Source organism: Salinisphaera sp. SPP-AMP-43, assembly GCF_049568105.1.
GTDB lineage: Bacteria > Pseudomonadota > Gammaproteobacteria > Nevskiales > Salinisphaeraceae > Salinisphaera.
This window is the reverse complement of sequence record NZ_CP145335.1, coordinates 1,811,141-1,824,215: the sequence shown is the minus strand read 5'-3', so window position 1 is coordinate 1,824,215 and position 13,075 is coordinate 1,811,141. Positions and strand designations below refer to the sequence as shown.

12 protein-coding genes, 1 tRNA gene and 1 other RNA gene are annotated in these 13,075 nt (G+C 60.4%); 6 read left to right on the top strand and 8 right to left on the bottom strand.

Annotated elements, in window-relative coordinates; genetic code table 11:
• Positions 1–50: 50 nt before the first annotated feature.
• The 8 genes from ffs to dapA all read right to left on the bottom strand — a co-directional run bounded on the left by ffs (position 51) and on the right by dapA (position 5,921).
• Positions 51–147: signal recognition particle sRNA small type (gene ffs / locus V5738_RS07785), an RNA gene on the bottom strand.
• Positions 148–200: 53 nt separating this feature from the next.
• Positions 201–291, bottom strand: a tRNA-Ser gene (locus V5738_RS07780).
• Positions 292–451: 160 nt separating this feature from the next.
• On the bottom strand, positions 452–802 hold the full coding sequence (locus tag V5738_RS07775; RefSeq protein WP_423823853.1) for a hypothetical protein: 351 nt from the start codon (positions 800–802) through the stop codon (positions 452–454).
• An 81-nt stretch (positions 803–883) separates the two neighbouring features.
• A complete protein-coding gene (locus V5738_RS07770) occupies positions 884–3,070 on the bottom strand; it encodes a YjbH domain-containing protein (protein ID WP_423823852.1) in 2,187 nt (728 codons plus the stop codon).
• The gene (locus V5738_RS07765; RefSeq protein ID WP_423823851.1) at positions 3,021–3,776 is read right to left on the bottom strand and encodes a capsule biosynthesis GfcC family protein; all 756 of its coding nucleotides are present in this window, start codon (positions 3,774–3,776) and stop codon (positions 3,021–3,023) included. Before V5738_RS07765 ends, V5738_RS07770 begins: the two co-directional genes overlap by 50 nt.
• 73 nt (positions 3,777–3,849) lie before the next feature.
• The gene (locus V5738_RS07760; protein WP_423824149.1) at positions 3,850–4,518 is read right to left on the bottom strand and encodes a YjbF family lipoprotein; all 669 of its coding nucleotides are present in this window, start codon (positions 4,516–4,518) and stop codon (positions 3,850–3,852) included.
• A gap of 48 nt (positions 4,519–4,566) precedes the next feature.
• Positions 4,567–4,878, bottom strand: coding sequence for a hypothetical protein (locus V5738_RS07755; RefSeq protein ID WP_423823850.1), 312 nt, complete (start codon positions 4,876–4,878; stop codon positions 4,567–4,569).
• 176 nt (positions 4,879–5,054) lie between these two features.
• Positions 5,055–5,921, bottom strand: coding sequence for a 4-hydroxy-tetrahydrodipicolinate synthase (gene dapA / locus V5738_RS07750; RefSeq protein WP_423824148.1), 867 nt, complete (start codon positions 5,919–5,921; stop codon positions 5,055–5,057).
• Positions 5,922–6,049: 128 nt separating this feature from the next.
• Between dapA and V5738_RS07745 the strand changes: the two genes are divergently transcribed.
• The 6 genes from V5738_RS07745 (at position 6,050) to glcF (ending at position 13,017) form a co-directional block, all read left to right on the top strand.
• Complete coding sequence (locus tag V5738_RS07745) at positions 6,050–6,589, top strand: glycine cleavage system protein R (protein WP_423823849.1); 540 nt, start codon at positions 6,050–6,052, stop codon at positions 6,587–6,589.
• A 16-nt stretch (positions 6,590–6,605) separates the two neighbouring features.
• A complete protein-coding gene (locus V5738_RS07740) occupies positions 6,606–7,079 on the top strand; it encodes a peroxiredoxin (RefSeq protein ID WP_423823848.1) in 474 nt (157 codons plus the stop codon).
• Between the two features lie 26 nt (positions 7,080–7,105).
• A complete protein-coding gene (locus tag V5738_RS07735) occupies positions 7,106–8,530 on the top strand; it encodes a PhoH family protein (protein ID WP_423823847.1) in 1,425 nt (474 codons plus the stop codon).
• A 554-nt stretch (positions 8,531–9,084) separates the two neighbouring features.
• On the top strand, positions 9,085–10,590 hold the full coding sequence (locus V5738_RS07730) for an FAD-linked oxidase C-terminal domain-containing protein (RefSeq protein ID WP_423823846.1): 1,506 nt from the start codon (positions 9,085–9,087) through the stop codon (positions 10,588–10,590).
• Positions 10,587–11,648: a glycolate oxidase subunit GlcE gene (gene glcE / locus V5738_RS07725; RefSeq protein WP_423823845.1), complete on the top strand. Its 1,062-nt coding sequence runs from the start codon at positions 10,587–10,589 to the stop codon at positions 11,646–11,648. The genes V5738_RS07730 and glcE overlap by 4 nt, the downstream gene beginning before the upstream one ends.
• A 76-nt stretch (positions 11,649–11,724) precedes the next feature.
• Positions 11,725–13,017, top strand: a complete 1,293-nt coding sequence (glcF, locus tag V5738_RS07720) for a glycolate oxidase subunit GlcF (RefSeq protein WP_423823844.1) — start codon at positions 11,725–11,727, stop codon at positions 13,015–13,017.
• Positions 13,018–13,075: the final 58 nt, after the last annotated feature.

Genomic DNA, 13,075 nt, shown 5'->3' with positions numbered 1-13,075 from the left:
GCCTAACTATCGCGTTGCGCGTGTCGCGTTTCAAGCGAAAAGGTGGTGGCCCACGCCAGCGACACCCCGGCGCCCGAGTCCGCCGCTACCGCTGCTCCCTTCCGGGCCTGACGGGGTTAACGGCATATCGTCGCGGGGGCACCGACGTGGGCCACCCTAGAAAAGTCACGTTCCCGACTATTGACCTGGGAACGTTTTGTTGGCGGAGAGGGAGGGATTCGAACCCTCGGTACGGGGTTACCGCACACGCGCTTTCCAGGCGCGCTCCTTCGACCGCTCGGACACCTCTCCATCAAAAGCGGCTGCAAATTGTACCTGATCATAAAGCTTAACGCTCGATCAGATTCGGCATCATTACACCCGATGCCGTAAGCGGGCGCGAAGTGTAACTGACTTGCTCTTCAACGAACAGACATAGCACTCATTAAAATCCCCTCGAAAGCTGAACGGTCTACGACTGGCCTGCTGCGTCCGAGTCACGGGATGGGCTCAAAGGCGGCGGCGTAGTTAGACAGCGCGACTGCGGATTTTCGGAGTCTGTGCCTTGCGGCGACGCCTTGTAAGCCGCAACAGGACCCCCCGAAACCGCAGGAATCTGCATATCGGGGTCTGAGGCGGGCACGCTCAAACCGGCCGTATTCTTCAGCTTAGGAAACGTTTGCGCGTCCGTATAGCTTTGATTCTTAAAACAATCAGGCGTGCCCGCGCAGCCTGTCAAAGCCGCAGCCAGTACCACGGCGACTCCACTACCCACGATAGAGCGGGACGCCGTTCGCGCCTTATGGATATCGATGTTTTTCATTGCATCATCCTTGGAAGAAACGAAGTGTCGCATGGGCCGATCGGCGCCTGTAATGCCATTGCAGATGCGACATGCCGAATCCTATTCGTCCGTTTCGAAGCCATCCCAGTAGCGATTCAGATCGCGACTTTCGGTCAGTGAGTACAGCGAATACCGTCGATTCAAAGAGGCTCCGCCATCCCGGGTCAACGGCGTATAACGTGCCGTGACATGACTGCGCGAAGACTTCGTGAAGAAGATATCCAGTGGCATCGACAGATAGATGCCCTTGTTGAAACTGCCTTCACCGTATTTATCGCCGGCCGATGTAAATACGGCATAGGCGCCCAAAGTCACCCCCGAATCGAAGGTCTTGGACAGATCAATCGTTGTGCCATAGTCCTTGGCGAGATAGCGACCGACACTGATTCGGGCCAGAATATTCTCGATCCCCGTCTGGATATAGGCCGTGGCATGGCCTTCGACGGTCGAGTAATCCTGGAAGCCGAACTGGGTATCGTAGTCGCGCTTCTTGACCCAGTTGATATCGGCGCCGAAGGCAACATTGCTATCGAACGGGCGATACAGCACTTCACCGCCGCCACCGCCATACATCTGCTCGAGCAGCCCGCCATAGGCCATGCCGAAGACATTGTCCGACAACCGAGCGGTGCGCGTGTACTGCAGGTTATAGACGCCCAGATCGGTATGGTCGAGATAGCGAACCACGTCACTGCGTACGCGCGGGAGCTCACTTGGTGCGACGTAGTTGAAGTTGTCGAGATTATCGAACAGCGAATAAGCCACCGAGGCGCTGGCCCAGCCCTTCTGATCGGTTCGATACTCCAGGCTGGCGCGCGCGAGTACCTGGTACAACAGACCGTCCGGGCCGCCATAGTTATAATTCAGCCCGGGCCCGAAGTTATAAGACAGCCCACGAACGGATTTTTCGTACAAGGTCTCGGTCGGCTCGATGCCTTTAGCGTTGCCCGATTGATTGGAGGCAATCACGCCGCGGCGATAATCGAGATCCGCGAACGGGCTAGCCGGATTCACGAGCAGCGGATTCGTAGGCAGCGGATCGCGCGGTAGTTTGTCGTCACGCAGGAAGAAACCGCCCGCCTGCCAGCGATATTCGAAAGAGCTGATATCGCTGCTGGCCGCATTGTGCAGAATACGATTGCCACGCAGTTCGGATTGCGCCAGATGACGATACTTGGTTGACACGCCATCAATTACGAGGGTGTCGCCTCGTTTCGAGATCCGACTCGCCGAAATGCCAGCGTTGTTGTTCAGCTGCTCGGCCACCTGCGACCAGGACGCAGGCTGATTGTCATCGCTCTGCTTAGGCAGCACCGGCGCCGGATCCGATTTCGGCTGGGTCAGATGCGCCAAATTCACGCCCAGCGTTGCACCCAGCATGAGCTTATCGCCCCGCTCGTAGGCGGCCGAAAGCGTCAGATTGTCATTGACCCGCAACCGGGCGCCGAAATTAACAGGAAGATCTTGCTCGATGTTGAGTCCGAGCGGCTCGCTGTCGTAGTCGTTACCGTCGTATTCCACCTGCAAAGTCAAGGGCCGCCAGGGCGTCGTGTACTGAATGCCGCCAAACAGGGATGGGCGCCCGGAAAACCATGAGTCCAAATTGAAATCGCCGGTTCCGGACGTGCTCTGTCGATCGTCGAAACGGCTACTGAACACCCCCAGCGGATTGCCCAGGTCCCCACGGCTCCCTAAATACCCCCAAGCGATACCCAAACTAAAATCCAAGTTGTACCAGCGCTTATTCGCCACGAGGTACTCACTACTGAACAACCCAGTACCACCGAGATCGCGAAACCCTAGCGCGACTTCCGGCATATAGCGGCTTTCTTTAATCGGCGTTAGTTTCAAATCGACGCCTTTATCCAGATAGTCACGATCCGGAGTGAACGAGTTAAATTGTCGGCCGGATACAGAGGTGTATCGAAATCCTGCCTGCAACCAAGAGAAAGGCTGAAAACTAAATGAGTAATTTGTATAGGGGTCGATGTGACTGAAGTTGAAAAAGAAACTGCCCGCATCGGCCGCTCGCGCCGTAGGCGTCTCTAACAGCCCTGTGCCCCCATAATCGGCCTGAAATACCGGGAGGTCGCCCGTCTTCTCTGCAGCGGTCACCGGTCGAACGACTATGGGCAATATCACAACACAAGATAATGCCGTCAGACGCAGCCAATAGCGGCGCCCTCCCATACCCGACTCAACCATTCTCAGCCCCTTGACCCAGCGGGATATCTCGACAGTTCTCACCCACCGGGGTATGCGCCAGAAGACCGGCTATTGCATCACGCATCCATGGGAAAACCGCCCCCTTGAGATCGATTGCCCCGATGATATTCGTACCGGGCGTCAATTCGGTATCCGCATAATTCCAAGCGGCCACGCCATAGTGATCGATATCCCCACGAGGCCAGACCAGCGCCACTTCGTCAGTGCTACCGCCGGATAAATTTTCGTCTTCTTCGAGAAGATCGGATAAGCGGATGCCTGGCTGCCAATTCCGACGATGCACCCCGACCGCATCCCAAACTCGAATCGTATTAGGCGCGTCGCAATAGCCGATCGCAGCGATACGCGAAACCGGGGGGCGCTTGTTGGGATGCGACATCAGCCAACTCGGCGACCAGTCGCCCGGCTGCCGATAGTCATCCGTCTTTAACAGTTCGTTTTTCCAGCTGCTTATAGCGTTAGCAAGCTGTGAATACCCCCCATCGTTCAAACGCCAGCGCAACTGTTCAAATTGCTCGAACAGGTCTGCGCGATGCGCTTTTTGGCTATCGCTCGTGTTACTGGCACGCATATAAGCGTAGGGCCAGGCGATCTCGCCTACGTTAGGCAGTGACAACCATGCGTCGATCAATGATGCCTTTGGCTGCACGGGCGCCGTAGTTTGCGCCTGGAGAGTCGTCAGCGGCGCGCAACAAAGTGCCGCGGCAATCAGACATTTTTGCCACATTCTCGCCATTCCCGAATTAGCGGCCCCTTTAAGCCCAGCGCCGAACGCTTGGCTGCTCGAACAGCGGCCGCAGTTAGCTCAAAGGCCACCACGGTCGCGCAACCTGCCAACGCACCTCTGGCCCACCGGGCCAGGCAGCCACGTCCGCTTTCCAGACGTGTCCGTCTGTGTCGCGCCAGTATACCGACCGCGTGTCGCCCTTGTGCTCCCAATCTAACGTTTCCACACACTTATAAAGATCGCGTGTCGTTAGAGGAAGCTTTACCGACTGAGTTTGAGACTGACATGACCAGCGTGCCTGGGCCTGACCGGCTCGGCGCACACCCTTGTCATCGACCCATGAACGTCGCACGACAAATTCTGCCTGCCCCGCTACCGACTTCATTGAGACAGGGCGTCCTTGCGCGTCGAATGCTTGGCTCATCTCGAGACGGGGGGTCAATCCCGACGTGGCCTGTAGATACCCATGGTTCAAAACGACCACTTCATCCCGGCCGGTCTGCCAGAACGTCAAGCCGTCTTTCTGCTCGGCCAAAATCAACAGACCGCCTCTTCTACCTAGCGACAGATCGATCGAGGCGTAGGAGATCTTTTTTGCATCGTCGGAGACGTCCTTATGAATAGGCACAAAGCTACCCAACGTCGCCCACAGAGGGCTGCGCGAAAGGCTGCATCCACTTAAAAGGACGACTCCGATGCAAACCGCAAGACCAAAAAAATGGGCCGCCCGAAAGCGGCCCATTTTGATGGCTGGAGTTCTAAACAACACCAGCTAGTTCTGCGTCAGCTATTACGTGCCACTGGTGCCGCTGGCGCCACCATTCGTGCCACTGGTACCACTACCGCCACCGATGGTGCCGGTCGTGCCACTGCCGCCCAGATCGACGTTCGAATCGTCGTCGTCCGAGATAGCGAAGGCAGCGCCGATGGCCGCGGCAGCACTCACACCCGCCAGCGCGGCATAGGTGTAGGTCTGCGCGTTATCGGTGCCAGCCGCACCGCCCGACTGCAGCTCGCTATCGCCGCTGGCGCCGTTCTGCGCGAAAGCGACGGGCGATGCCGCGAGCATCGCAATGCTAATTCCAGCCAAAACCTTTTTCATGTCATCTACTCCCGTGTAGTAGCGGAGACTACTCTGGATAAACCGTTTCCAATACTACGACTCACCGAAAAAGACTTCAAGAGTTGTCCCCTTAACCCCTATGGCACAGGTCGTAGCGGAGCATATTAGTGTAATGCTCAGTCTCTTTTTATCACAAATCGCCGTGCTTTGCGCAACTATCGATAGGCCCCGACCACCTGCTTGAGTGCGTCGCGAACGCTGTCGTGGAAATGGTCGGCTAGCGGGGTCAGCGGCAACCGAATTCCCGGCTCGATCCAGCCCATCTCTTGTAGGGCCCACTTCACCGGTATCGGATTGGCTTCGAAAAACAACGCAGAATGCAGCGGCGCCATTTCTGCGTCGAGCCGCTCGGCCTCCTCGCGTTCGCCGGCGATTGCAGCCGCGCACATCCGGCTCATCAAATTCGGCACCACATTGGCCACAACCGAAATATTGCCTTTGCCACCGACCAACATGGATTCCATGGCCGTGCCGTCGTCGCCGGAATAGATATGCATGGCATCGCCGACGTGTTCGATCAGCGCATGAATGCGCTCGATCGAGCCTTTGGCTTCCTTGAGCGCAACGATATTGTCGATACTCGACAAACGCGCCACGGTTTCCGGCAACATATCCACGCCGGTACGGCTGGGCACGTTATAGAGAATCTGCGGAATATCCACAGCCATGGCGATGGCATGGAAGTGGCGATACAAACCTTCCTGGCTCGGCTTGTTGTAGTAGGGGCAGACCAGCAGGCTCGCATCGGCTCCGACGCGCTTGGCATGCCGGGTCAGACGGATCGCTTCGTCGGTGGCGTTGCCGCCAGTGCCAGCGATTACGGGGATGCGTTTATCGACGATTTCTACGGTGCGCTCGATGACCTCGTCATGCTCGCGAAAGCCGAGGGTCGCCGATTCGCCCGTCGTACCAACTGAGACGATGCCGTTGGTGCCCTGTTCGATATGCCAGTTGATCAGCCGCTCCAGCGACTGCCAGTCGACGCTGCCGTCGGCATGCATGGGCGTGACGATCGCCACCATGCTACCGCCCAGCGATTCCTTACCTAGTGCCACAGTGCCTCCTCACGCGTGGGGTCGCGGAATTGTACCCGCCTTGTTGGTGCTAACATACCCGGCTTTTCAACGCCGAGAGTCTACCGGGGTCGTCCATGCCGGAAATCAAGAAATATCTGTCGCTCGTGGCACTTGGCACCAGCCGTGATCGGCTGGCTCACGACCTGATCCGTGCGATCGGCCGCCGCGGCTGCGATATTCTCGAATGCCGGATCACACCTTTGGGCGATCATTTTTCCGCGGCACTGCTGCTGGCCGGTAATTGGAGCGCCATGGGCAAGATGGAAAGCGCCCTACCAGGACTGGCCGAGCACCTCGGTTTGGTAGTCCAGTTCGAACATACCCAGCCCGCCGAGCCGGCCCGCGATTTTCGCCCCTATGCCGCCGAAATCGTCGCGCCGCAGCAACCGCGGCTGCTGGCCGAACTCACGGCTTTCTTCACCGATCAGGATGTTGCGGTCCACGAGGCGAGCGTACAGACGTATCACTCCGGCATGACGGGTGCCGAAATGTGTACTGTTCATTTATCGTTGCACGTACCACTCAACCAGCATCCGCAAACCCTGCGCGATGCGTTTATGGATGTGTGCGACGAGCTGCATGCCGACGGCCTGCTCGATCCCATCAAGAACTAACCAAGGCGGACCGCAAATGAGCGTCGAAGTCCAAGACCATGCCCCCGATTTCAAGGCCGCGGCGACCGGCGATAAAACCCTGACGCTAGCCGATTTCGCCGGCCACACGCTGGTGCTGTATTTCTATCCTCGCGACAACACGCCGGGCTGCATTCAGGAAGGCGAAGCGTTTCGAGACCAGTACGAGGCATTCCGCGCAGCCGGGGCGGAGATCGTGGGCGTATCCCGCGATTCGTTGCGCAAGCATGAGAACTTTCGTGACAAACACGGCTTTCCGTTCGATCTGATCAGCGATGCCGACGAGCGCATGTGCAAGGACTACGATGTGCTCAAGGAAAAGAACATGTACGGTCGCACCCATATCGGCATTGAACGCAGCACGTTCGTGATCGACGGCGACGGGGTCGTGCGCAATGTTTGGCGCGGCGTCAAGGTTGCCGACCACGCCGACGAGGTATTGTCGGCCGTGCGTGCTCTCGAGACTGCCTAGACCACGTCCAACCAGGCCCAAAGCTTATGTCCGACCGGGTGTTCGTTCTCGATACCAACGTGCTCATGCACGATCCGACCGCCCTGTTCCGCTTTCAGGAACACGACATCTTTATACCCATGGTCGTTCTGGAAGAGTTGGACGGCGGCAAGAAAGGCGTCTCGGAAGTTGCTCGCAACGTACGTCAGGCCAGCCGTTTTCTCGATGAACTGGTCGCCGGCCATAGCCACGAAGATATCGAGGCCGGCCTGAGCTTGAATCAGCGCGTGATCGCGACCGACTCGCGCAACAATGGCAACGGCCAGCAGCCCCCTACGGCCACCGGTCGGCTGTTTTTCGAAACCAAGCCACCGGACGGTGAATTGCCGGCATCGCTGGCCGGCAGCAAGGCCGACAACTCGATCCTGCTGAGCGCGATCGCACTGCGCAATATCCTGGGCAACGCCGAGATCGTATTGGTGTCCAAGGACATCAACCTGCGCATCAAGGCGTCGGTGATCGGGATCGAGGCCGAAGACTACTTCAACGACAAGGTCGTCGAAGACGTGGATCTGCTGTATACCGGTCGCGCGGCGTTGCCGGACGACTTCTGGGATCAGCATGCCAACGACATGCACTCCTGGCAGGAAATGGGCGAGACCTACTACCAGGTCCGCGGTAGCGATGTTGCCGACTGGCACGTCAACGAACTGCTTTATTTCGATCGGCCGAACGACGTCGAGCTGATCACCCGCGATATCGAAGGCGACGAGGCCCTGCTCGAACTCGCCGAAGATTACCGCGAGGGCAAACGCAATGTCTGGGGCGTACATGCCCGCAACCGCGAGCAGAATTTCGCGCTTAATCTGCTCATGGATCCAGAGATCGATATCGTCACCCTGCTGGGCGCAGCCGGCACCGGCAAGACGCTACTGACCCTGGCCGCGGCGCTGTCCCAGACGCTGGACGAAGCCCGTTACCGCGAGATCATCATGACCCGCGTGACCGTGCCGGTCGGCGACGATATCGGCTTTCTGCCCGGCACCGAGGAAGAAAAGATGACGCCCTGGATGGGCGCACTGATGGACAACCTCGAGGTTTTGACCGGCAGTTCCGGCGGCGTATCGGAATGGGAGCGCGCGGCAACCAACGAACTGCTGTCGAACCGAATCAAGATTCGCTCGGTCAACTTCATGCGCGGTCGAACCTTCCTGGAGCGCTTCGTGATCCTAGACGAGGCCCAGAACCTGACCCCGAAGCAGATGAAGACATTGATCACCCGCGCCGGCCCGGGCACCAAGTTCGTCTGCCTGGGCAATCTCGCCCAGATCGACACCCCGTATCTGACCGAAAACAGCTCCGGGCTCACGCGGGTGGTCGATGCCTTTCGCAATTGGCGTCACGCCGGCCATGTGACCCTGGCCCAGGGCGAGCGCTCGCGCCTGGCCCACTACGCGTCCGACAAGCTCTAGAGCCTGTGAACGTTTCGTACGAGTCCCCGCCAAACGCTATTTGGCGGCAAGACGAGGCGTAGTGCGCGCCGTGCAGCCGGTCTGCACAAGCGTGCTACAACGCTGGACTGCCGCAAAATAGCGCTTGTTCCTTCGGGTTGGGCCGCAAATCGCGCCCTACGGCGTGGCGAGTCGCGATCATGACTCGCCACGACACGGCGACTCGCGCCTTGCCAGACACGATTTGCGGCTCCAACGCAGCGCTCGTACGAAACGTCAACAGGCCCTAGCCCGTGCCGTCCAGCTTGTCGCGTGGACGCGTCGCGACAAGCTTTTTTTGCCTCGCCCCAAAGCGCATCGAGATCGATTTTCGGGCCTGAAACCGTCGCCGTCATCGGGGCGCCTGATCGCACGGATCAAACCGAACTATAAAACAATCGTCCCTCCCGCCTTGCCAGCCGCCCTCGAGGTGGGCAACGTAGGCATTAGATAACGATAAAAGCCTTGAAAATGCCGAGGATACGGCAGCGCCGCATAGCCTAGAAGGCGCGGCAATGGCTTCGGAGGAGTTCAACATGTCCCAGGCCGCCCTGGATGATACGCCGGCCCACGACCGTCCGCAGACGATCGATAAGCCCGCGCTGATCGATAAGCTGACCGCCGTACTACCGGCCGAGTTGGTGCTGTCGACCGAAGAAGACCTCAAGCCGTTCGAATGCGACGGCTTATCGGCCTATCGACAGCTGCCCATGATTGTGGTGCTGCCCAGCACTATCGAACAGGTCCAGGCCGTGCTCCGCGTGTGTCACGACAACCAAGTGCCCGTGGTTGCCCGCGGCGCCGGTACCGGCCTGTCCGGCGGTGCCCTGCCACTGGACAACGGCGTGCTGTTGTCGCTGGCCAAGTTCAATCAGATCCTGGATATCGATACCGCCAACCGGCGTGCGACGGTCCAGCCCGGGGTGCGCAATTTGGCGATCTCCGAGGCAGTCGATCACCTCGGGCTGTACTATGCGCCCGACCCGTCCTCGCAGATCGCCTGCTCGATCGGCGGCAACGTCGCCGAAAACTCGGGCGGCGTGCACTGTCTGAAATACGGGCTGACCACGCATAACATCGTCAAGCTCGAGATCGTGACCATCGAAGGTGAGCGGCTAACCATCGGCAGCGATGCCCTCGACACACCGGGCTACGATCTGCTGGCGTTGATGACCGGCTCCGAGGGCCTGTTGGGCGTGATCGTAGAAATTGTGGTCAAGCTGCTGCCCAAGCCAGAGCTGGCCCGGGTCGCCATGGTGGCCTTCGACGATGTACGGGCCGCCGGCGATGCCGTGGCGGCCATCATCAAGGCCGGCATCGTGCCAGCTGGGCTCGAAATGCTCGACAACCCGGCGATCGCGGCCACCGAGGCTTTCGTGCACGCCGGCTATCCGACCGAGGCCGCGGCGATCTTGTTGTGCGAGATCGACGGCACCGAAGCTGAGGTAGAAGAAGACATCGACCGGGTCCGGGCCGTGGTCGAGCGCAGCGGCGCTACCGACATACGAATCTCCAAGGACGCCACCGAACGAGCCCTGTTCTGGGCCGGTCGTAAGGCCGCCTTCCCCGCCATGGGCCGCATTTCGCCGGACTACTACTGCATGGACGGCACCATTCCTCGCAAGGCACTGGCGGATGTGCTGATCGGAATCGGCGAGTTATCTGAGCAGTACGGCCAACGGGTCGCCAATGTCTTTCATGCCGGCGATGGCAACCTGCATCCACTGATTCTCTACGACGCCAACGTCGAGGGCGAACTGGAGGCCACCGAAGCCTTTGGCGGCGCTATCTGCCAGCTGTGTTTGGAACACGGCGGCACGATCACCGGCGAGCACGGCGTCGGCGTCGAAAAGATCGACCAGATGTGCGTGCAGTTCCCACCGGCCGAACTGACCCAGTTCCATGCGGTGAAGTCGGCTTTCGACCCGGGCGGGCTACTCAACCCCGGCAAGGCAGTTCCAACCCTGCATCGCTGCGCCGAATTCGGCGCCATGCATGTCCACCAAGGCCAGCTGCCCCATCCGGAACTGGAGCGGCTATGACGACCGCCACCGATCGAACCGACGAACTCGCAGGTATCGTGACATCGGCTTTTGACGACCACCGGCCGCTTCTGATCAAAGCCGGCGGGAGCAAATCCTTTCTGGGCGAGACCGGCGAAGGCGAGGCCCTGGATCTGAGCGCCCACCGCGGCGTGATCAGCTACGAGCCGGGCGAGCTCGTACTCACGGCCCGTGCTGGCACGCCGCTGGCCGAGATCGAAACGCTGCTGGCCGAATCCCACCAGGCCCTACCGTTCGAGCCCCCGCATTTCGGTGACAGCGCCACCCTCGGCGGCACCATCGCCACCGGGGTCTCGGGGCCGGCCCGCCCCTATACCGGCGCCGCTCGCGATTTCGTGCTCGGCACCCGCATCATCAACGGCCGCGGCGAGATACTGCGCTTTGGCGGCGAAGTCATGAAGAATGTGGCCGGCTACGATCTGTCGCGGTTCATGGCCGGAGCGTTCGGCACGCTAGGGGTACTGCTCGATGTCAGCCTCAAAGTGCTGCCACAGCCACGCGTACAGACCACCCTGGTCTTCGAGCACGACCGGGCCACCGCGTTGCAACAGTTCAGCGACTGGGGGCTGCACCCGTGGCCTATTACCGGCGCCTATTGGGAAGACGGCTATACCTATCTACGGCTGGCCGGTGCCGAATCCTCGGTCGCCGCCGCCCGCACGACACTCGGTGGCCAGCATATGGCCGACGATACTGGTTTCTGGCGTGCAGTCGGCGAACTCGAGCGGCCGGTGCTTGATGACGACCAGCCGCTGTGGCGACTATCGGTCCCGCCGGCCGCCCCAGCCTTCGATATCGAAGGTATACGCGCAATCGACTGGGGCGGCGCCCAGCGTTGGCTGGTCTCGAATGCCGATGCCACGACCATCCGCGAGGCAGCCGCTGCCCAAGGCGGGCACGCCAGCCTGTATCGCGGCGGCCAGAGTCCGCGTTTTCAACCGCTACCGCCGGCCATGCTTGCCTTGCAGCAACGCCTCAAGCAGTCGCTGGACCCGCGTCGGATTCTGAACCGCGGGCGGCTGTATACCGAATTGTAATTTTGATCTCGCCCGTGCTCCGTTAGCCCCGGCTACCGCGGACGAGCGTATTTCCATCGACGAAGGCGCAGCCACTATGCAGACTTCGATCATCCCTGCCCTGCGTGATACGGCCGACGGCCAGGAAGCCGACCGTATCCTGCGGGCCTGTACCCATTGCGGCTTCTGTACCGCGACCTGCCCGACCTATCAGCTGCTGGGCGACGAACGCGATGGCCCTCGTGGGCGTATCTATCTGATCAAACAAGTACTAGAAGGCGCCGAGCCGACCGAGAAGACGCGTCTACATCTGGATCGCTGTCTAACCTGTCGTGCCTGCGAGACCACCTGCCCGTCCGGGGTCGAATACGCCAAGCTGGCAGACATCGGCCGCGATTTGGTCGAGCGCCAGGTCTCACGCCCACCGCGCGAGCGCATCATCCGCTGGCTGCTTCGTCATGTGGTGGCGTATCGGCCGCGATTCGAGATCGCCTATGCCTTCGGCCAATGGCTACGCCCGGCGATGGTGGGCCCACTCGCCCCGCTCGCCCAGAAACTGCCCCCGAACCGATCTCGCCAGCCCTGGCCCGAAGCCGGAACCGCCAAGCGCACCATGCTGGTACTGGACGGCTGCGTACAGCCGGTTGCCGCGCCGAACACCAACGCCCAGGCCGCGCGGGTGTTTGCACGCCTCGGCGTGCGCCTGCTCGCCGTAGGCGGCGGCGCCGGTTGCTGCGGCGCACTGCATCAACACTTGAGCCACCGTGAACAAGCCCGGGATTTTGCGCGGGCCAATATCGATGCCTGGTGGCCCCATATCGAGGCCGGTGCGGAGGCCATCGTCATGACCGCCAGCGGCTGCGGCGCCCAGGTGGCGGAATACGGGTATCTGTTGCGCGATGATCCCGGCTATGCCGAAAAAGCACGGCGCGTTTCGGAACTCACCCGGGATTTGAGCGACGTACTGGCTGACGAGGATCTCACCCCGATCGCCAATACCGGCAACCAGCGCAAGGTGGCCTATCATCCGCCTTGTACGCTACAGAACGCGCCCGGCCTACACGATCGCGTGCCCGACATCCTGACGGCCGCCGGTTACCAGCTCACGCCGGTGCCGAATGCCCATCTCTGCTGTGGCTCGGCCGGCAGCTACTCGATTCTGCAGCCGGAGATCGCTGGCGAACTACGTGACAACAAGCTCCAAGCACTGGGCCATGGCGGCCCCGAGGTGATCGTGACCGCCAACGTCGGCTGCCAGCTGCATTTAGAGGCGGCCTCGGGGCTGCCGGTACGGCATTGGATCGAACTGATCGAGCCGCGGGATGGGCATACCGAATTGCCGATTCGCGACAGCGCCGCGGCTTCCCAGGTCAGCCTCAACCTAGTTTAACGCCGGGGCGGCCCTTCACCTCGCGCCCCGGTCGGGCTCGGACCGGGGCATGATCTTC